Consider the following 20,040-nt stretch of genomic DNA (forward strand, 5'->3'; position numbering starts at 1 on the left):
CATCGGCATACACAACACCCTCCATCAGGCGTTGCTTAGACCGATGGACTCCGCCAGGGTTCTCCACCCGTACACGAGTGGAGAACCCACAACGCGAGCGGATATCCCCGCGCACCGCTTACCCCGCGCAGCACCTATGCCGCGCAGCGCACACCTAGCGGCGTCCCTCGGGTTGGCGGCTGGCGATGACACAACCCACCGGCCGCGGATCAGTCACAGCAGCCGGACACCCCGAAACCGGTTTGGGGTGCCTGACCGCCCGATCCGGGAGTACAACCCTCCCCGCTCCACGTGCACAATCACCCCCAAACCGGTTTGGGGCACCCAGCAGCCGCTGAGCGAGGCGTGTTGGGACATGTCCCGGAAATGCGGACGGCCCGGAGCCCCGTGGTGGGGTCCGGGCCGTGCGGCGGACTGCTCAGGCCTTCGCGGGCTCCGCGACCGGGGCCTCGGCGTTCTCGGCGTCGGCGTCAGCGGCCTCCGGGTCGGCGTAGGTGCCGTCCGGCTGCAGCGTCTTCAGCTCGACGGTGTTGCCCGAGCCGTCGGTGACCTTCGCGTTCTCGACCAGGTACGCGAGCGCCTTGCCGCGGACGACCTCGGAGACCAGGCTCGGCACCAGGTTGTTCTCGACCGCGTGCTGGGCGAACTGGTCCGGGGAGACGCCGGAGCGCTGCGCGTGCCGGACGATGTGCTCGGTGAGCTCCTGGTCGTTCACGCTCAGCTCCTGCTGCTCGGCCACCAGGTCGAGCACGAACTGCGCCTTGATGGCGTCCTCGGAGCGCTTCTTCAGGTCCTCGTCGAACTCGTCCTGGGTCTGCTCCTCACCCTCGAGGAACTGCTCCATGGTCATCCCGGAGTACCCGAGCTGCTGCTCCAGGTTCTCCTTGCGGGCGGCCAGCTCGTCGGTCAGCAGACCCTCCGGCACCGGCACGTCGACCAGGGTCAGGATCTTCTCCAGCACCGCGTCCCGCGCCTCGCCGGCCTGCTCGAGCCGCTTGCCGCGCTCCAGCCGGGTCTGCACGTCCGCCTTCAGCTCGTCCGCGGTGTCGAACTCGGACGCGGTCTGCGCGAACTCGTCGTCGAACTCGGGGAGCTCCTGCTCCTTGACCGCGGTCACCGTCACCTCGACGTCGACGTCCTCGCCCTTCAGCGAACCGCCGACCAGCTGGGTGACGAACGTCTTCTTCTCGCCGGCGCTGAGGCCGATGACCGCCTCGTCCAGGCCGTCGAGCAGCTGACCGCTGCCGACCTGGTACGACAGGCCGGTCGCCTGCGCCTCCTCGACCTTCTCGCCGTCCTTGCTGGCGGACAGGTCAAGGGTGATGAAGTCCTTGTCGGCGGTCGCGCGCTCGACCGGGTTCAGCGAGCCGAACCGCTGCCGCAGCGACTCGATCTGCTCGTCCACCTCGGAGTCGGAGATCGCGATGTCCTCGACCGACGCCTCCAGGCCCTCCAGGTCCGGCAGGGTGATCTCCGGACGGACCTCGACCTCGGCGGAGAACTGCAGGCTCTCCTTGTCGTTGAAGTCGGTCACGTCGACCTCGGGCCGGCCGATCGCCTTCACCTGGTTGTCGCTGACCGCCTGCGAGTACAGCTTCGGGAGCGCGTCGTTGATCGCCTCCTCGAGCACCGGGCCGCGGCCGACCCGCTGGTCGATCACCTGCGGCGGGATCTTGCCCTTGCGGAAGCCCGGTACGACGATCTGCTGACCGATGCTCTTGTACGCCGCGTCGAGGCTCGGCTTGAGCTCCTCGAACGGCACCTCGACGATGAGCTTGACCTTGGTCGGGCTCAAGGACTCGACGGTGCTCTTCACGGTGGCGGTTCTCCTTGATTCGGTGACATGTTGCGACGCCGGACAGCCGACGCCACAGCCGGTACTGCACGGGGTTTGTCGGGGCGACAGGACTCGAACCTGCGGTCTCCTGCTCCCAAAGCAGGCGCGCTAGCCACTACGCTACGCCCCGCAGTGACCGTGGAAGTCTAGTCGACCCGAACCAGTGCTCACGCCACCGGGGCCCGCTTTCCCCCGTTTTGAGTCCAACCCGCTACCTGTGGAATCATGTCCGAGCACCGCGGGTGTAGCTCAATGGTAGAGCCCCAGTCTTCCAAACTGGCTACGCGAGTTCGATTCTCGTCACCCGCTCCACCCCGAAAGGCCCTCAGCTGCAGGAATGCGGCTGAGGGCCTTTGTCATGCCGGCAGACGTCGTCGTGTGGCGTAGATCACTCGGACGCCAATTCTGTTGAGGGCCGCCAATGGAGGGTCAGGGACTGGCCGGCGAAGGTGAAGCGGTTGGCGTCCCAGTCGTCCAGCTCTGCTTCCAGGTCGCCGGGGGCGATGAGAGTGTCTGTCGCGTCGACCTCCAGGTGCAGGCCGGGTAGATCGAGCCATAGGTGAGCGGCCCACTGGGGCTGGGACCAGCGGCGCCACCAGAGGGCGCCGCTGGTTTGCTCCGTGTAGAGCTCCGGCTCGACCAGCAGGGTGCCGACTGGACGGCCAGCTTGCGAGAGGTCAGCGGTGCGCAGCGCGTAGGTCGCGAGCCTTGGCGGCATGGGTGGTTCGTCGGGCCGCGCGTTCCAGGGCATGTGAGTTTCTCCGGGCGGGCGGCGCGTGATCGGCCGTCAGGAAGTTGTTGCGGAGCGTTCGGTGGTGCCTCGGAGGACGCAGAATTCGTTGCCTTCGGGGTCGGCGAGGACTGCCCAGCCGGTGCCGTCGGGGTTGCGGCGGTCGGTGACGAGGGTGGCGCCGAGGCCGAGCAGGCGGTCCACCTCGAGGTCGCGGTACGTTTCCGGGCGCAGGCACAGGTGGACGCGGTTCTTGATCGTCTTCGGTTCAGGCACCTGATTGAAGTACAGCATCGGACCTTCGGCCATCAGGACCTGGGTCTCGTGGTCACCCGGCTCGCAATCCGGATCCACCGGCCGCCCGGTCACCGCACTCCAGAACTGCGCCAGCCCGTACGCGTCCGCACAGTCGATCGCCACATTCAGAACAACAGAAACCATCCCCGCATCCTCCGCCACATCACCCCCACCCACCAACACTTCCACCACCACCGAAACCTCAGGCCACCAGCCTCACCGGTTCGGAGCCGGCGAACAGTCAGCGCGCCGGCGCCGCAGTGCACACCCATCCGGTACCCGCGAACCCCCAGCACGAGGCCAAGCACCACCGCGAGTGCACCCACCACGTACGCGGCTGTCCCGGCCTCCATCCACAGCCCCATGCCGGTCGCAGCGAGCGCACCGCCGGGCGCCACGTTCGCCACGCGGGTGATCACCAACGGCCGGAGCTCCAACTTCAGGCTCGGAGCAGGGCGACGGCGTCGATGGTGGCGGGGGCTGTGGACGTCGAGACGATCTTGAGGGCGCCGGTGCGGAAAGGCGTGACGGGCAGGTACGTGACTACGCGGGATGTGGTCGTCGCAGCCAGGGAGACGGTGCCGATTTTGATGTTGGCGTGGTAGATGTCGACGCGGCCTTGACCCGGGCCGTGGATGGCTACCAGAGCGATTCGTTGACCGGCAGCAGTCGCCTTCGTCAGGTACGCGCCGTTGGCCTTCAGGACGGACGTACTGCCCTGGAACGCCAGTGTGCTCGTGGAGCGAGTGACTGTGCCGGCGGCGGTCAGCGCACGGTCGTCATCCGGAGCAACCGAACATAGCGGAGCCGACCACGCGGACAGGTTCCCCAGGTAGTCACGGGCGCGGACCATGAAGCACTCGTCCCAGCCCAGTCGCGGCACCCAGGTGATCGCCGTGATGTTCGTACCCTGCCAGTTCGCCGGATAGATCCACTTCCCGAACGCCACCCCCGACGCGGCAGTCTTGTAAACCACGTCGTACGAAGCGATGTCGGTGTCGTCCTTGTACGCCCACCGCACCGTCGCGGATCCACCCAACTGCACCCGATCACCGATCCGCCACGTCTGCAGCGCCGGAGCAGTACCGTCCACCTCACTGCAGTACGAGGCACTCCACGCACTCACATTGCCGGCGTAATCACGTGCGCGCACCTGCCAGCACGTGTCCGTACCGATCGGCGCGGTCAAACTCGCACCGTTCGATTTCAGACCCTGCCAACCTGGTACCTGGTTCCATGCGCTGTACGGCGACGTACGGTTCGGACGCTGCTGGATGCGCAGGTCATAGCTGTCCACCCCAGTAGCAGGCGAGTTCGGGTCCTGTGGATCGTCGTACGCCCACTCGAACGAAAGACTCGTGTTGTCCCGGATGCGGTCACCGGCCGACGCACTGGTCAGTACGGGCGCCACGGTGTCCGGACGCTCCTGCGGATCAGCAGCCAGCCAGTTCAGTGTGATCACTCGCGGCTTCGCGGCCGCGTCGGCGTACACGATCTTGGCCAAGCCTGAGCCATCCGCACGGAAGCTAGGACCAGTAGTACGGATCGGTCCGTACCGCCGCTGCCCCAGAGCCGGGTCATTGAGGTCAGTGACCAACAGGTCGGTCCCAGACGCCTGCACCGTGAATCCGTTGCCCAGTTGGGCATCCGCCGCAACGGACAGGTTCCGGGGCGGCTGTGGCCCAACAACATCAACCACCTGGTTGCAGCCACTCAGCACAGCCCAGCGACCGTTCACAGCACCCGGACCGACAGTGCACGTACTAGCGACCAGCACTGTCTTCACGGCACCGGTTGTGAGGCTCTTGCCGTCCAGGTGACCTGGCTCAGTCACCTTCCACACCGTGTCATCAGCCAGCGCGAACGGCGGCGCGTAGTCGGCCAGCTTGGTCTTGGTGGCGACGTCGTACACCTCTGCGGTCGCCGCACTCGGCGTACGGTGCGAAACGAGCTTGCCGCCCTTGCCGAGCACTACCTCGTCCGCAGCGGGGAAGCTGAGCCCACCGACCTTCGCCGTAGTCCCGTCGAACGTCAGCAGCGCCCCGCCCTCGACCTGCAACGGTTTGCCACTGTTGGACCCGCCAACGGCAGTCCAGGTGCTCCCGTTGTTGGTTGTCTCGTACACCGGGTCGGAAACCACCACCCGCGCACCGGACATCCCGACATCCACGGCACTCCGCCCGGGCACCAGTACGCCTTCGCCAAGATGCGGCGGCGGATCAGCGGCCAACGCGGACGAAGCAGACAGCGGCACCAGTACGGCAGCGCACACCACAGCAGCCGCCTTGACCCGGAAACTGACCACGTGAGACCCCTCCCCCAGCCGTCGCAGGCACCCTAGCCAGTAACCACGAGTAACGGAAGCCACCCCACAAAACCAGGTGACACACCAGGCGCACAGGAGGACGCTGGAGAGCTCTCCACCCGACTGAAAGGACCTGATGCAGGCAGGAATCACAGTATCGGCAGCCGAACTGCCCGAAGTGCTGCTGCACGTCGCGGTAGTACGCCCGGTCTTCCTCTGGGGCGCACCGGGGATCGGCAAGAGCAGTTTGGTACGGGAGTTCGCGGAATCACTCGGTCTGGAGTGCGTGACCCTGCTGGGTACTCAGCTCGCGCCGGAGGACCTCATCGGCGTACCGCAGATCGTCGACGGCCGCAGCCGCTTCGCTCCACCCGTGGCGATCGCCCGCGAAGAGCCGTACTGCCTGTTCCTCGACGAGTTGAACGCATCGTCCGCGGAGGTCCAGAAGGCGTTCTACTCGCTGATCCTGGACCGCCGGATCGGTGAGTACGAGCTGCCGGAAGGCTCCGTCGTGATCGGCGCCGGCAACCGGGCCACCGACAACGCCCTGGCCCGCCCGATGGCGAGCGCTCTGGTCAACCGGCTCGTGCACGTCCACCTGCGCGCGTCCGCGAGCGACTGGCTGCAGTGGGCGGGTACGGCCGGCATCCACCCGTGGGTACTCGACTACCTGCGCAACCGCCCCGACCACCTGTGGACCGCACCGCCGAAGACCGAGGAGCCGTTCTCGACGCCACGCAGCTGGCACATGCTCTCGGACGCCCTGCATTCGTACGGCGACGACATCGCCGACGAGACGCTGCGGGTGCTTGCCTTCGGCACCTTGTCCGCGGCACACGCCTCCACGTTCCGCGCGTACGTGAAGACGGTCCGGCACGCGTTCGGGCTGGATGCGGTACTGAAGGGCGAAACCGGCTGGCCGACGGCACCGGAGGATCGCGACCTGCTCTACTTCCTCGCGGAGACGTTCCGCGCGCGGCTGATCAAGGAACTGGCCGCCGACAAGGCCTCGGCCAGTCCGGCAGCGCGTCAGCTCGCGCACCGCGGCAAGGCCCTGCTGGTCGAGCTCGCGGAGATCTCGCTCGAAGTGGCACAGCTGGTGATCGCGTCCGACGATGACGGCCGCCCGGTGCTGCCGACGTGGTTCCTGGTCGAGGTGAGCCGCGACCTGCCGCGCCTGGTAGCCGCCCGTGCCTAAGCGGAAGAAGGCGCAGCGCGACCCGGCCTGGGAGGCGATCCAGGCCGGCTGGGCGACTGTTTCGCGGCATCCACTGTTCGCTCCGATGACTGACTGGACGCACAGCCCGATCCGCGACGACGCCTGTCCGGCAGACGCCTGGGCGGTCATCGACTCGAACGGCGAGATCCGTACGCACCGCACCCGCCGGGCGACGCCGGACGAGTGGACGTGGGTCTTTGCCCACCTACTGATCCATCTGGGCCTCGGCCACGCCGACCGGAAGCTGCCGGACCCGGACCAGCCGGCCAGCGCCGCGTACGACGTAGCGGTCAACCGATACTTGCAGTCGCTCAAGCTGGGTACGCCGGTGGTTGACCTGCCGCCGTCCTTTCCCAGCATGGAGGAGGACGCCCTGGCCCGGTTGTGGCGGCGGTCCGGTGTACCGGTGGAGTACTCCGACCAGGGCGTGGCCGGGCACCACCCCGACGTACGCACCGCCCGATGGAACGGCTGGGGCCAGCCGCCGAACTGGAACGAGCTGTTCGCAGCCGGACTGTCGGCTGCCGCCGCGGCAGCTGTCGACGTAGCCGGTGGCGCCCGCTCTTCGCTGACTGCCCACAGCGGCGGCCGCGACAAGTGGGACCTGGCCCTCGGCTGGTTCGTCTCGTCGTACCCACTGCTGGGTGCGCTTGCCGCGAGCATGACGATCGTCGCCGAGGTGGAGGTCGCCCGCGGCTGGGACATCCAGGTGGCGGCCGTCAATGCGGCTGCCGGGGAGATCTACGTCAACCCACTCATCAGCCTGACGCTGAGCGAGTGGCGGTTCGTCATGGCCCACGAGATGCTGCACGCCGCACTCCGGCACGGTGAGCGCGTCGGCGGCCGCGATCCGTACCTGTGGAACGTCGCAGCGGACCTGGTGATCAACGGCTGGCTACTGGAGATGGGCGTCGGCACCATGCCGGAGGGCACGCTGCACGACCCAGCACTCAAGGGCATGTCCGCGGAAGAGGTCTACGACCGCATCACCACAGACCTCCGCCGGTACCGCAAGCTGGCGACCCTCCGCGGCACCGGACTGGGTGACGTACTGGGTCATCCACTGCCCCACACCGGTGAGGGTGCGCGTGGAGCCGGCCTGGACGACATCTACCGCCGTGCGCTCAGCACCGGGCTGGCGTACCACGACTCCTCCCGCGGCTCGCTTCCTGCCGGGCTGGTCGAGGAGATCCGCGCACTGGACCATCCACCACTCGCGTGGGACGCGCAGCTCGCCCGCTGGTTCGAGGAGCACGTTCCAGCCGTCGACAAGCGCCGCACGTACGCCCGTGCGTCCCGGCGCCAGTCCGGTACGCCGGACATCCCCCGCCCCGGATGGGTTCGTCCGGTCGAGCTGGAGCGGCTCCCGACGTACGGCGTGGTGCTGGACACCTCCGGCTCCATGGACCGCGGCCTACTGGGCAAGGCGCTCGGTGCGATCGCCTCGTACTCCCGTGCCCGCGACGTCCCAGCCGCACGGGTCGTGTACTGCGACGCGGCCGCTTACGACGCCGGGTACCTTCCGGTGGACGAGATCGCGGGGAGCATCCAAGTACGTGGCCGCGGCGGCACCGTACTGCAGCCCGGCGTCGACCTACTCGAGCGAGCGAAGGACTTCCCCGCGGACGGACCGATCCTGCTGATCACGGACGGGGAGTGCGACGTCGTCCGGGTACGGCGGGAGCATGCCTGGTTGATCCCGCGCAGTGCATCACTGCCGTTCGTTGCCAAGGGGCCTGTCTTTCGCGTGGAGTGAACAGGCTCTGCTGGGGGCGAACAGGTGTAGCCGGGTGACTCTGTTCGGTGACAGGTTCCATGGCATGGCGTGGGTCGTGAGGGGCGAGTTCCGCAAGCTGTGGATCGGGCAACTGGTGTCTGGCGCCGGTAGTGCGATCACCACGGTTGCACTGCCATTGGTCGCTGTAGTGAACCTGCAGGCGTCCGCTGTGGAGATGGGGGCACTGTCTGCTCTGACCATCGCGCCTCATCTGGTGCTTGGCCTGCAGGCAGGTGTCTGGGTCGACAGGTGGTCCAGGCGTCGCGTACTGATCTGGACCGACCTCGGCCGGTTGCTGCTGCTCGGCTCCATACCCGCAGCGGCCGCCCTGGGCTGGCTACACCTCGGCCAGCTGTACGTGGTCGCCGTACTGACCGGTGTACTCACCCTGCTCTCCGACACGGCGTCCCAAACGCTCATCCCATTCCTGGTGCCCCGTGCGGACCTGATGCGCGCCAACAGCGCCGCACTGCTCAACGCGAACCTCGCCACCACAGCAGGACCGTCCGTCGCGGGCTTCCTGGTCCAGGTACTCACGGCACCGTTTGCGATCGTCGTGGATGCCGCGTCGTACCTCGTCTCCACCATCGCCGCGTACCGCCTCAAGGAGCCGGAACGGGCGCCCGCACCGGAGCGGTCCGAGGTACGGCTGTCCGCGGGCCTTCAAGTGCTCTTCAGCAACCGAGTACTGACTCCGCTGGTGGTGTCGGCGATGATCGCGGCAATGGCCGGCGCGATGCAGGGTCCGCTGGTGGTTCTGTTCCTGGTCCGCGAATTGCACAAGCCGCCCGCGTTCGTCGGGCTGACCATCACCGCCTTCGGCGTCGCGGCCGTCGTCGGCACGCTCTTCGCGAGTACGTGGTGCCGGCGCGTCGGCATCGGCCGCTCGTACCTGTCCGGCGTGTTCCTGGCGTCGCTGAACGGCGCTGCCCTCGCCACCGGCCGCACTCCGCTGATCCTGCTCGGACAGGTGCTCGCCGGGTTGGGCATGTCGCTGTCCGGCGTACCGCAGCGCACTTTGCGGCTCGCGCTCGCGCCCGCGCATCTGCTCGGCCAAGTCACGTCCGCGTGGCGCACGCTGGTGATCGGTGGTCAGACGATCGGTGCGCTCGCGTCCGGCGTACTGGCCGCGACGCTGCAGATCCGGCCGACCCTGCTGATTGCCACCGCGGGGATGCTGGCCGGCCTGGTGGTCGCCATCTGCTCCCCGGTCCGAAGCCTGCACGCCCTTCCGGACGAAACTCAGCCGGACGAAGAAGGGCGATCGATGGCCGAACACTGATTGCGAAACGCGATAGGTCCGGACCCCCTTCCCGCCTGGGCTCCGGGTCGGCTATTGCGGACGGCGGTAATTCATCGGCGGGGAATGGAATTCGCAGGACAAGCGCTTACCTACTGAGTGATACTGGAAAGTGCGCCGTTTTCAGGTCGCCAAAAACCCCTTGAACCGAAGTAGATGGGAAGTGCGCCCGTCCAGATGCCCCTAGAGCACACTGTCCAAGCGCCGTCGATCGCAGCCCCTACCACCCGTGCCCCCGAACGCAGCCGCAATCTCTGGCGGCTCCGTCCCTATCTGAAACCGCACCGCTACCGCCTGGCGGTGATGTTCTCCACCGCGATGCTCGGCGTCGGTGTCAGCCTCGCCATCCCGCTGGTCACCCGAGCCATCATCGACGGGCCGGTCACCCGTCGTGAGCTGAGCCTGCTGGTCCCGCTGGCCCTGCTGGCGCTCGGACTGAGCATCTCCGAGGTCATCCTGGTCTGGATGCGCCGCTGGGCGCAGTCCCGGACCGTCAGCGACCTGGAGGCGACCCTCCGGCACGACCTGTACGTCCGGCTCCAGTCCCTGCCGATGGAGTTCCACACCAAGTGGCAGAGCGGCCAGCTGCTCTCCCGCGTCACCACGGACCTGTCCACCATCCGCCGGTTCATGGGCTTCGGCCTGCTGTTCCTGGTGATGAACATCCTGCAGCTGATCGTGGTCACGATCCTGTTGCTCCAGCTGTACTGGCCGCTCGGGCTGGTCGTCCTGGTGGCCGCCGTCCCGATCGTGCTGGTGTCACTGAAGTTCGAGAAGAAGTACCTGCGGATCTCCCGCAAGGTGCAGGACCAGCAGGGCGACCTGGCGACCCGGATCGAGGAGTCGGCGCTCGGCTTCCGGGTGATCAAGGCGTTCGGCCGCCGGCCGTACGTGCAGGCGCAGTTCGACGACGAGGCGACCACGCTGTACGACACCGAGGTCGAGAAGGTCCGGCTGGCGTCCCGGTTCTGGAGCTTCCTCGGCGTCATCCCGAACCTGACCCTGGTGATCGTGCTGCTGCTCGGCGCGCTCGCCGTCGGCCGGGAGGCGATCACGCTCGGCACCCTGGTCGCGTTCATCACGCTGATGCTGTCCCTGGTCTGGCCGGTCACCTCGCTCGGCGCGATCCTGGCGATGGCCCAGGAGGCGATGACCGCGGCGGACCGGATCAGCGAGATCCTGGACACCCACTCGGTGATCAAGTCCGGTCCGGATGAGCTCACCGGTTCCCGCGGCCACCTGCGCTTCGAGCACGTCGGCTTCCGGTTCTCCGACGACGACACCGAGGTGCTGCACGACATCAACCTGGACCTGACCCCGGGCACCACCCTTGCCCTGGTCGGTGCCACCGGTTCCGGCAAGACCACGCTGACCGCGCTGGTCCCCCGGCTGTACGACGTAACGGCAGGCCGGATCACCATCGACGGCCATGACGTCCGGGACCTGACCCTGGTGTCCTTGCGTACCGCGGTGGCGTCCGCGTTCGACGACCCGACGCTGTTCTCGATGAGCGTCCGGGAGAACCTGACCCTGGGCCGGCCGGATGCGACCGACGAAGAGGTGCAGCAAGCACTAGAGGTCGCGCAGGCCCAGTTCGCCAACGATCTGCCGTGGGGGCTGGAGACCCGCGTCGGTGAGCAGGGCATGTCCCTTTCGGGTGGTCAGCGCCAGCGGCTCGCGCTGGCAAGGGCAGTACTCGCCAAGCCGGCCGTACTGGTACTGGACGACACGTTGTCCGCGCTGGACGTACACACGGAGGCCCTGGTCGAGGAAGCGCTGCGGAACGTGCTGTCCGACACCACCGGCATCGTGGTCGCGCACCGGGCGTCCACAGTGATGCTGGCCGACCAGGTCGCACTACTGCAGCACGGCACGATCACCCACGTCGGAACCCATCAGGAACTGCTAGCGACAGTGCCGGCCTACCGGCACCTGCTAGCAGCCGAGGAAGAGGAGGTGCCCGCATGACAACGACCCAGCAAACACCTCCTCCTGACGAAGCGAAGGATCAGCCGGAGGAACAGGAGCAGACCTGGCGGGGGATGTTCGAGGAGGACCCCGATCGGGAGATCTCCCGGGCTACCAGCATCCGGCTGAAGGAGGACTCGCGGAAGCTGCTCGGTGAGTTGCTCCGGCCGTACCGGAAGCTGATCTGGCTGCTGATCGTCATCGTGATCGTCGAGAACGGCGCCCGGCTCGCAGTGCCGTACTTGGTGCACCTGGGCATCGACAACGGCATCCCGCCGATCCTGGCCGGTGAGGGCTCGCGTGAGCTGATCACCATCGTGATCGCGGTGCTCGCGTCGGCGTTGCTGCAGGCGTTCGCGCGGCAGCTGTTCCTGATGCGGTCCGGGCGGTTGGGCCAGACCATCCTGCTCGGGCTGCGCAAGCGCGTCTTCGACCACTTCCAGCGGCTCAGCCCGGCGTTCCACGACAAGTTCACGTCCGGCCGGGTGATCTCCCGGCTGACCTCGGACGTGCAGGTGATCGACGAGATGCTGGCGAACGGTTTCGACGGCCTGGTCACCGCCGTCCTGACCCTGCTGGGTACGGCGATCATCCTGCTCACGCTGGACCTCAAACTCGGCCTGATCGCCCTGCTGTCGTTCCCGGCGCTGCTCGTCCTCACCGCCTGGTTCCGGAAGCGGTCCGCGGTCGTGTACCGGCAGACCCGCGAGGCGGTCGTACTCGTCATCGTGCACTTCGTCGAGTCGATGACCGGCATCCGCGCGGTGCAGGCGTTCCGCCGGGAGCCGCGCAACGAGGAGATCTTCCACGGCGTCAACGACCGCTACCGGAAGGCGAACCTGAAGTCGTTCCAGCTGAACGCGATCTTCATGCCGTCGATCAAGGGCGTCGGCAACATCACCATCGTCGCGATCCTGGCGTACGGCGGTTACCAGGCGTACCACGGTCACGTCACCGTCGGCGTACTGACCGCCTTCCTGCTCTACCTGCGGCAGTTCTTCGAGCCGCTGCAGGACATTTCGCAGTTCTACAACACCTTTCTGTCCGCGTCGGCGGCGCTGGAGAAGCTGTCCGGCGTACTGAACGAGACCCCGGACGTACCGGAGCCGATCAAGCCGGTGCGGCCGGCCAAGCCCCGCGGTCACCTGGAGCTGCGGAACGTCCGGTTCGAGTACGTGGACGGCGTACCCGTACTGCCCGGTCTGGATCTGGATGTACCGGCCGGACAGACGCTGGCCCTGGTCGGTACGACCGGAGCCGGCAAGACCACCATCGCCAAGCTGGTGTCACGGTTCTACGACCCGACGAGCGGGCACGTGGTCCTGGACGGTGCGGACCTCCGTGACCTGGCCGAGGACGACCTGCGCGAGCGGGTGGTGATGGTGACGCAGGAGAACTTCCTGTTCACCGGCTCGGTCGCCGACAACATCCGGTTCGGCAAGCCGGACGCGACGATGGAGGAGGTCGTCGAGGCCGCCAAGGTGATCGGCGCGCACGACTTCATCAGCGCACTGCCGAACGGGTACGACACCGCGGTCGAGAAGCGCGGCTCGCGGCTGTCGGCCGGTCAGCGCCAGCTGGTCGCGTTCGCGCGGGCGTTCCTCGCCAACCCGTCGGTCCTGATCTTGGACGAGGCGACCTCCAGCCTGGACATCCCCAGCGAACGGCTGATCCAGCGGGCGCTGAAGACGATCCTGGCGGACCGGACCGCGATCGTGATCGCCCACCGGCTGTCCACCGTCGAGACCGCGGACCGCGTCCTGGTCCTCGAGTACGGGCAGATCATCGAGGACGGTTCGCCGGATCACCTCATCACCGTCGACGGCCACTACGCCGGCCTGCACCAGGCCTGGGAAGAGTCACTGGCCTGAGAGCTGTACCAACCAGTGCGGGCGCGTGGTTCCTTCACGCGCCCGCACTGCTTTGTCGGTGCGCTGCCCTAGTGTCCTGAGTCGGACGTTCGGCGAGTGATTTCGGTGGTCAGGTGCGTGCATCGGGGTGCTTGGTCAGTGGCCTCGATGCGGAGCATCGTGGGCGCTGGGCAAGTGCCGCGAGGTGCGTGCCTGGGCGCCGAAAGCACCGTCGAACGTCCGACTCAGGACACTAAGGTTGAGGACATGCTGACGACGCTGGCGGTGGAGAACTATCGGTCACTGCGGCGCATCGTCATGCCGCTGCGTGGGCTGAACGTGGTGACCGGTGCGAACGGGTCCGGCAAGTCCAGCCTCTACCGGGCGCTCCGGCTGCTGTCGGACGCCTCTCGCAACGGTGCGGTCGCCGCCCTGGCGCGGGAGGGTGGTCTGCAGTCGACACTGTGGGCCGGCCCCGAACACGTCCGGAAAGACCGTCCGGCTCAGGGCACGCGGCGGACCGGCCCAGTGACCTTACGGATGGGCTTCGCCGGTGACGACTACGGCTATCTGATGGATCTGGGGCTGCCGATACCGCACGGCTCAGAGTTCGACCTCGATCCGGAGATCAAGCGGGAGGCGCTGTGGGCAGGGCCGTTCCTGCGGCCGGCCGCACTGCTGGTCGAGCGCAACAACCGGGACGTACGCATCCGGTCCGGTAGTGGTGAGTGGCAGCGCTCGGGTCATCAACTGCAGACGTTCGACAGCATGCTGAGCGAGTTCGCCGATCCGGAGCGTGCACCGGAGCTGCTGGTCGTACGGGAGAGGATGCGCGGCTGGCGGTTCTACGACCACTTCCGTACTGACACGGCGGCACCCGCTCGGCGGGTTCAGATCGGTACGCGCACCGCCGTACTCGCTCCGGACGGCTCTGACGTAGCCGCTGCACTGCAGACGATCCGGGAGCTGAGCCCCCGCGGCACTCTCGAAGACGCAGTGGAGCTGGGCTTCCCTGGTAGTCGCGTAGAGGTCGTCAACACTGGAGGTCGGTTCGAGCTGGCATTCCACCAGAGGGGTCTGCTGCGACCGCTGTCCGGGGCTGAGCTGTCCGACGGCACCCTTCGGTACCTGCTGTGGGTCGCTGCACTACTTACACCGCGACCACCTGAGCTACTAGTACTCAACGAGCCTGAGACCAGCCTCCACCCCGATCTACTGCCCGCACTGGCCAATCTGGTGGTCACTGCAGCCAAGGAGGCGCAGGTCATTGTGGTGACCCACTCGCGGCCGTTCATTGCGTCGCTCGAGGCCCTCTCCCCCGACCTGCAAACACTGGAGTTGGTCAAGGACGCCGGTGCCACAACCATCGACGGCCAGCGCCCGCTGGACGAACCGCCCTGGAAATGGCCGTCCCGCTAGGCCCTTAAGCTAGGCCTTCACGCTCTCGAAGCGGACCAGGATCACGGACCCGGCCGCAGACAGCAGGAAGCCGAGAATCGCGGCCGGCCACCAGCCGTGGCGTACGGCATCATCCAGCACGAACACCCCGACCGCAGCCGGAGTGATGGTCTGCAACGCGATCATCGGCGTAGTAGCGAGAGTCACCGAACCACGCTGCAACGCCAACGAGTAAAGGATGAACGCGAGCGCCCCACTGATCGGCAGCGTGTACAACGTCGGGCTGTGCACCAGCTCGCTCACCGACCCGTCCTGGAGCAGGCGCGCCGAGATGGCCACCCCGGCGTACCCGAGACCGGCTAGCAAGCCGAGCAGTGCGGTCGAAACACCATGCTGCGACCTGCTGGCGAGCGCACCGAGGACAGCGATGACCACTAGCCCGACGACAACGCCGATCGTCAGCCCATGATGCTGCGCGCTCGCACCGGCATCTCCCGCCGCCACGGCGAGCAGTCCGAGCCCGATGCACACTGCGATCACCGCGGACCATTCGAGCGTACTGAGTTGATCCGACATCAACCGCGTCGCCAGCAGTGCGGTGACAACCAGACTGACCGCGATGCCTGCTTGGGCCAGGTACAGCGGGAGCAGGCGGAGCGCGACGAAGTGCAGTCCGAAGCCGGCCAGGTTCAGTGCCAGTGCCCCGAGGAACGCCGGCTGCTTGAGCAGGGCGACGATGAAGCCACCGAGCCGCCGCGGGTCCAGCTCCGACTCGGTCGGTACCTTCCGCGAACCAACCGCCTGCAGGATCGCGGCCACGCCGAAGAGCGCGGCGGCACCGAGCGCCGCGCCCAGACCGAGCAGCACTACGCGACGACCCTACGGCGCCACGTGAGATACAAGCTGAGTGCGCCGTAGTACACCAGGTACGACAGTGAGATCGCGACGACGATCGGATGCGGGTGCGGCATCTGCGCGAGCAGTACGGCGTACGAGGCCAGCCAGATCGCGGTGGTCAACAGGTTCAGTGACCGGAACGCCTTGGTCCGCGACGGGTACACGTACTTCACCGGGACGAACACCAGCACCGAGAACAGCACCAGGAGTACACCGGTCGCCACCGGGGTCAGACCCAGCACCACCACGTAGAACGCGACCACGTTCCAGTAGCTGGGGAAGCCGAGGAAGAAGTGGTCCTCGGTCTTCGCGTCGACCCGGCAGAACTGGTAGCTGGACGCCAGCAGGGGCAGTGCGCCGAGCACCGCACCCCAGGCACCGGACGGCAGGTAGCCGCCGGTCCAGAGCAGGATGATCGGCGCGAACGCGTACGTCAGGTAGTCGACGATGTTGTCCAGCATGGCGCCGTCGAACCACGGGATGGTTTCCTTCACCCGCAGCCGGCGCGCCAGCATCCCGTCGGTGCCGTCGATCACCAGGGCGGCCAGCCCCAGCCAGAGGGCACGGACCGCGTCGCCGTCGATGGCGGCGATCACGATCAGCAGCGCGAGCACCGTTCCGCTCGCGGTATAGGCATGCAGTGCAAGTCCGGCCAGACGCAACCGCGTCGACCCGACGAACGGTTCCCGCACCGCGTCGTGTGTGGTCGTGACAACTCCCGGAACTCAAGCGACGCAGCCGCGCCGGGCCGGGTAGAGGTCAACCCCGCCGCCGCCAGCGTCTCACAAGCCCGGCCCCTGCCCCGTCACCGACCGTCGACTCGCCTGGATCTTTGCAAGGACTTAGGGGGTGTCCGGCCACCCTGGCCGGGGTGGCCGGGCCCGTTGCCTACTTGACCGGGTCGAGGAGGAAGATCGGGATCTTCCGGGTGGTCTTCTTCTTGTAGTCCGCGTACGGCGGGTAGGCGTCGACGCCGCGAACCCACCACTCGTCGTACTCGGCGCCGTCGATCTCGCGGGCGATGTAGTCACCGGTGACCTCGCCGTCCTGCAGCGTCACCTTCGGGTCGGCCTTCAGGTTGTTGTACCAGACCGGGTTCTTCGGCGCGCCGCCGAGCGAGGCGAACGCGGCGTACACCCCGTCCTGCTCGACCCGCATCACCGGGACCTTACGGACCTTGCCGGACTTCGCGCCGCGCATCGTGATCAGCACGACCTTCATCCCCTGCACGCCCACCACGTCGGTGGTACCTGCCGCCGTGACCTTCTCCACCTGCTCGCGAACCCAACCGGTCGGGCTCGGCGCGTACTCGTCGTTGTTCGATGTCATACCGGCCATAGTAATGGTGACGCATCACCATCGGAATCTGTCTCAGAGCGCCGGCGCCAGCGCGGTCAGTAGAGCCAGCGAGTTGTCCCAGGCACCGGCCGCCTGGTCGGCTTGCCCGGTCTGCCGCTCCGGCGTGACGTCGAGGCGCTCGAACCCCGATTCGACCACCAGCAGCCGGGTCCCGTCCGCCTCCGGGGTCAGGGTGAACTCGACCAGGTTCGAGTTGCCCGGCGCGGGCTCCACGCCCGGCTCGACCGCGTACCGGTAGGCGAACCGGCGCCCCGGCTCGACCCGCTCTACAAAGCCCAGGTACTCGCCGTGCTCGTCCCACCGCAGCACCATCCGGCCGCCCGGGCGCAGGTCGACATCAGCACCACCGAACGCGTACCACTGCGTGAAAATCTCCGGCTGCGTCACTGCCGCCCACACCAGCTCCGGCCTGGCATCGACGTACACCTCACGTTCAACACTTTCCATGCCGCCCATCCTGCCGTACCCGCCGTCAGACGGTGTCAGATCTCGCAGGACTGCAGTTGGGTGGCGGTCGCGATCGTCCCCTCGATCCAGCGCCGGCGGAGGAAGTGCGCCTTCAGCAGGCGGTGCATGCCGTCCAGTACGACCAGGCGCCCGCGATACGCGACCAGGTTGATCGGGAAGTCGAGGTCCGCGTCCATCACCCGCTGGTAGTGCGCGCGGAAGTTCATCGGGGTTTCCGCGACCTGATGCGGCGTCACCTTGAACCGGTCGCCGTCGAACTGCCACAGCGGCAGGTCGAACATCCAGACCAGGTCCGCGATCTCGACCGGCTCCACCTTCAGGTCGAGCTCCCACAGCTTCGCCAGCTGCCAGCGGTACGGCGGGAACACCTCCCGCAACGTCTCCGGCATCATCGCGACCAATTCCTCGAACGACACGTCCGGAGCCGCGCGATCCGCACCGGCACCGAAGGTGTCACCCAGCCCGTCGATCGTCACGACGGAGCAGGCTACGCCATCGGCAGGGCGATCACGACCACGTTGCTGAGGTACACCTGACCGTTCCAGTCCTCACAGGTCACCAGCACCAGCCGCCCAGCCGCAGACTGGTCGAACAACTGAGCCGCGCGTCGAGCCAGCGTGGCCTTCCGGTACGTCGTGACGGTCGTCACCTTGTACTGCAACTGCCCTGCACTGGTGGTGACCTGTACTACTGCGCCGGGCGTCAACTTGCCGAGGGGATCGAACGCACCGCCGCCGGTGTGGACTGCATGGCCGGTGATGACCGCCGATCCGCGAGTAGCTCCTGGGGCTGCACCGCCTGACCACCAGCCGACTGTTGACGGATCGCTCGGTGGAGTCAGTACCGCGTGCACTGGTTCGATGGCGAGGACCGGAGCGGCTACGCCGAGGGCGGGGATCTTCACCTCGGTTGGGCGTGCTCCGGCGGTCACCCGGCCGTGAGTTGCCGGTGTGGTCCACTGGCCGGCTCCTGGACCTGGTCTGGTCGCAGTAGGTGGGTTGGCTGCTGACGGCGGTGGGGCTGCGGATGGATCGGTTGTGGACGGTGTCGTCGCGGATGGAGCCGTTGTGGAGGGTGCGGCCGTTGCGGGTGGTGGCTCGGCGCCTGCGTCGGTGAACTGTAGGTAGGCGCCGACAGCAAGTACGCACACGCCGATGGCAGCGACTGCTCCGCTCCAGCGCAACGGAGCGCCGTGACCGCGCCGCTTGCCGAGTTTCACCGGGACCACCTCACTTCTGACACTCCCACCTCACCCACCACGACTCCAGCGCCTCCGTCCAGGCAACCAGGGTGTACTCACTGGTTGCCCCGACGGTAGGTGGTGGGGTGTGGAGGGTGGTGGGTGAGGTGGTCGTGGGCAAGGGGGTCGTGGGCAAGGTGGTCAGCGGGTGTGTCGGCCGTGTCGGCGGAGGGTGGCGGTGGCGCCGCCGGCGAGCAGCATGCCGCCGAGGACCATCAGGATGCCGCCCAGGTCGCTGAACCTGTTGCCGGTAGTGCCGGCAGTCGGTGTCGGTCGGTCAGGTGGACCGGCGAGACCGGCGTGGACAGCAGTCGGTACGCCGGAGGTCGTGGTCACCGGAGCGGTCGTGTGCCTGGCCGGCGTCGTCGTGGTGGGTGACTCGGTCGGCGGTGGAGTGGACGTCACCGTCGTCGGAGGCGACGTCGGGACTGTCGGCGGCACGGTCGGCGGCGTCGTAACCGGTGTGGTCGGCGGCGTCGTCGGCGGAGTGGTGGGAGGCGTCGTCGGCGGTGTAGTCGGCGGCGTCGTGGGTGGGGTAGTCGGTGGCGTCGTTGGTGGCGTTGTGGGCGGTGTGGTCGGCGGAGTAGTAGGAGGCGTGGTCGGTGGGGTCGTAGGCGGAGTAGTGGGAGGTGTGGTCGGCGGCGTCGTAGGAGGCGTCGTCGGCGGAGTAGTTGGTGGTGTTGTGGGCGGAGTGGTGGGAGGTGTCGTCGGCGGAGTGGTGGGAGGCGTCGTTGGCGGAGTTGTAGGCGGAGTTGTAGGCGGAGTGGTGGGAGGCGTGGTCGGGGGTGTGGTGGGTGGGGCGTTGCAGCCGGTGACCCAGAAGACCTTTGACTTGGTGTCGTTGCCCTGGGAGTGCGGGGCGCTGACCGTGACCTTCACGTGGTAGCCCTGCTGCGGTTGTGGCGGGCCGGTGAAGGACAGCGTGTACGTCTCGCGCGCGTTCAGGTTGTTGGGCCCGATCGGACCACCGCCGATGAACGGGTGCAGGTTGCCGGACTCGACGGTCAGGCCGGCGTCGGCGGTCGGTGCCTGCGCCGTGAACTGCACATCCGCGTAGTACTGCCCCACGTCGTAGTTGTAGAACTCGATCACGAAAGTGCAGCCCTGGTGCGGGTTGTTGTCCGGCGGACCGCCGCCCATGTCGACGCCGTCGATCTTGACGACACCATTGTTGCCCGGCGCATCAGCACGTAGTGCGGCACCAGCTGGACCGGCCGCGCCTGTCCCGCCACCTGCTCCCGGCCCGGCGTCATGCCCTGGCCGGACGGCAAGCGCCGCGGCTCCTATCAAGACAATCAACGCTCCGGCTGCCGCCACCGCACCAGCGGCACGTGCGTTGACCCCCGTGAAGACCATCCCCGTCCCCTGTCTGACAAATTGGCCATAACCCGGGCG

General features: G+C 67.4%; 17 protein-coding genes and 2 tRNA genes. 7 read left to right on the forward strand and 12 right to left on the reverse strand.

Annotated features, from left to right (window positions below):
* Positions 1–418: 418 nt before the first annotated feature.
* Both tig and ABD260_RS06895 read right to left on the reverse strand, forming a co-directional pair.
* Complete coding sequence (gene tig / locus ABD260_RS06890; protein WP_344232506.1) at positions 419–1,816, reverse strand: trigger factor; 1,398 nt, start codon at positions 1,814–1,816, stop codon at positions 419–421.
* 78 nt (positions 1,817–1,894) lie between these two features.
* Positions 1,895–1,967, reverse strand: a tRNA-Pro gene (locus ABD260_RS06895).
* A gap of 108 nt (positions 1,968–2,075) precedes the next feature.
* Here ABD260_RS06895 and ABD260_RS06900 point away from each other — a divergent pair.
* Positions 2,076–2,149 (forward strand) — tRNA-Gly (locus ABD260_RS06900).
* A 76-nt stretch (positions 2,150–2,225) separates the two neighbouring features.
* On the opposite strand, the gene ABD260_RS06905 is transcribed toward ABD260_RS06900, so the two are convergent.
* The 3 genes from ABD260_RS06905 to ABD260_RS06915 form a co-directional block, all read right to left on the reverse strand.
* On the reverse strand, positions 2,226–2,555 hold the full coding sequence (locus ABD260_RS06905) for a hypothetical protein (protein ID WP_344232508.1): 330 nt from the start codon (positions 2,553–2,555) through the stop codon (positions 2,226–2,228).
* A 69-nt stretch (positions 2,556–2,624) separates the two neighbouring features.
* Positions 2,625–3,008, reverse strand: a complete 384-nt coding sequence (locus tag ABD260_RS06910) for a VOC family protein (protein WP_344232509.1) — start codon at positions 3,006–3,008, stop codon at positions 2,625–2,627.
* A 295-nt stretch (positions 3,009–3,303) separates the two neighbouring features.
* Entirely contained in the window at positions 3,304–5,169 is a 1,866-nt protein-coding gene (locus tag ABD260_RS06915) for a phage tail protein (protein WP_344232510.1), read from the reverse strand.
* Between the two features lie 136 nt (positions 5,170–5,305).
* Here ABD260_RS06915 and ABD260_RS06920 point away from each other — a divergent pair, with 136 nt between their 5' ends.
* From ABD260_RS06920 to ABD260_RS06945, 6 genes are all read left to right on the forward strand, one after another.
* Complete coding sequence (locus tag ABD260_RS06920) at positions 5,306–6,367, forward strand: AAA family ATPase (RefSeq protein ID WP_344232511.1); 1,062 nt, start codon at positions 5,306–5,308, stop codon at positions 6,365–6,367.
* Entirely contained in the window at positions 6,360–8,144 is a 1,785-nt protein-coding gene (locus ABD260_RS06925; RefSeq protein WP_344232512.1) for a vWA domain-containing protein, read from the forward strand. The genes ABD260_RS06920 and ABD260_RS06925 overlap by 8 nt, the downstream gene beginning before the upstream one ends.
* 64 nt (positions 8,145–8,208) lie before the next feature.
* On the forward strand, positions 8,209–9,447 hold the full coding sequence (locus ABD260_RS06930) for an MFS transporter (RefSeq protein WP_344232513.1): 1,239 nt from the start codon (positions 8,209–8,211) through the stop codon (positions 9,445–9,447).
* A gap of 321 nt (positions 9,448–9,768) precedes the next feature.
* Positions 9,769–11,433, forward strand: a complete 1,665-nt coding sequence (locus ABD260_RS06935) for an ABC transporter ATP-binding protein (protein ID WP_344232892.1) — start codon at positions 9,769–9,771, stop codon at positions 11,431–11,433.
* Complete coding sequence (locus ABD260_RS06940) at positions 11,430–13,304, forward strand: ABC transporter ATP-binding protein (RefSeq protein WP_344232515.1); 1,875 nt, start codon at positions 11,430–11,432, stop codon at positions 13,302–13,304. The genes ABD260_RS06935 and ABD260_RS06940 overlap by 4 nt, the downstream gene beginning before the upstream one ends.
* A 246-nt stretch (positions 13,305–13,550) precedes the next feature.
* Positions 13,551–14,702, forward strand: a complete 1,152-nt coding sequence (locus tag ABD260_RS06945; protein WP_344232517.1) for an AAA family ATPase — start codon at positions 13,551–13,553, stop codon at positions 14,700–14,702.
* 9 nt (positions 14,703–14,711) lie between these two features.
* Here the strand turns inward: ABD260_RS06945 and ABD260_RS06950 are convergent, their stop codons facing one another.
* From ABD260_RS06950 to ABD260_RS06980, 7 genes are all read right to left on the reverse strand, one after another.
* The gene (locus ABD260_RS06950) at positions 14,712–15,548 is read right to left on the reverse strand and encodes a hypothetical protein (RefSeq protein WP_344232518.1); all 837 of its coding nucleotides are present in this window, start codon (positions 15,546–15,548) and stop codon (positions 14,712–14,714) included.
* Positions 15,548–16,270, reverse strand: a complete 723-nt coding sequence (locus ABD260_RS06955; RefSeq protein ID WP_344232519.1) for a CDP-alcohol phosphatidyltransferase family protein — start codon at positions 16,268–16,270, stop codon at positions 15,548–15,550. Before ABD260_RS06955 ends, ABD260_RS06950 begins: the two co-directional genes overlap by 1 nt.
* Positions 16,271–16,466: 196 nt before the next feature.
* Positions 16,467–16,907 carry a nitroreductase family deazaflavin-dependent oxidoreductase gene (locus tag ABD260_RS06960; RefSeq protein ID WP_344232520.1) on the reverse strand — a complete coding sequence of 147 codons (441 nt, stop codon included), beginning with the start codon at positions 16,905–16,907 and terminating at the stop codon, positions 16,467–16,469.
* Positions 16,908–16,949: 42 nt separating this feature from the next.
* Complete coding sequence (locus ABD260_RS06965; RefSeq protein ID WP_344232521.1) at positions 16,950–17,384, reverse strand: SRPBCC domain-containing protein; 435 nt, start codon at positions 17,382–17,384, stop codon at positions 16,950–16,952.
* Between the two features lie 35 nt (positions 17,385–17,419).
* Positions 17,420–17,881, reverse strand: coding sequence for a hypothetical protein (locus ABD260_RS06970; RefSeq protein ID WP_344232522.1), 462 nt, complete (start codon positions 17,879–17,881; stop codon positions 17,420–17,422).
* An 11-nt stretch (positions 17,882–17,892) separates the two neighbouring features.
* Positions 17,893–18,336, reverse strand: coding sequence for a class F sortase (locus ABD260_RS06975; RefSeq protein ID WP_344232523.1), 444 nt, complete (start codon positions 18,334–18,336; stop codon positions 17,893–17,895).
* Between the two features lie 450 nt (positions 18,337–18,786).
* Positions 18,787–20,001: a hypothetical protein gene (locus tag ABD260_RS06980; RefSeq protein ID WP_344232524.1), complete on the reverse strand. Its 1,215-nt coding sequence runs from the start codon at positions 19,999–20,001 to the stop codon at positions 18,787–18,789.
* Positions 20,002–20,040 lie beyond the last annotated feature (39 nt).

Origin of the sequence: Kribbella hippodromi (assembly GCF_039531045.1) — a bacterium.
Lineage (GTDB): Bacteria > Actinomycetota > Actinomycetes > Propionibacteriales > Kribbellaceae > Kribbella > Kribbella hippodromi.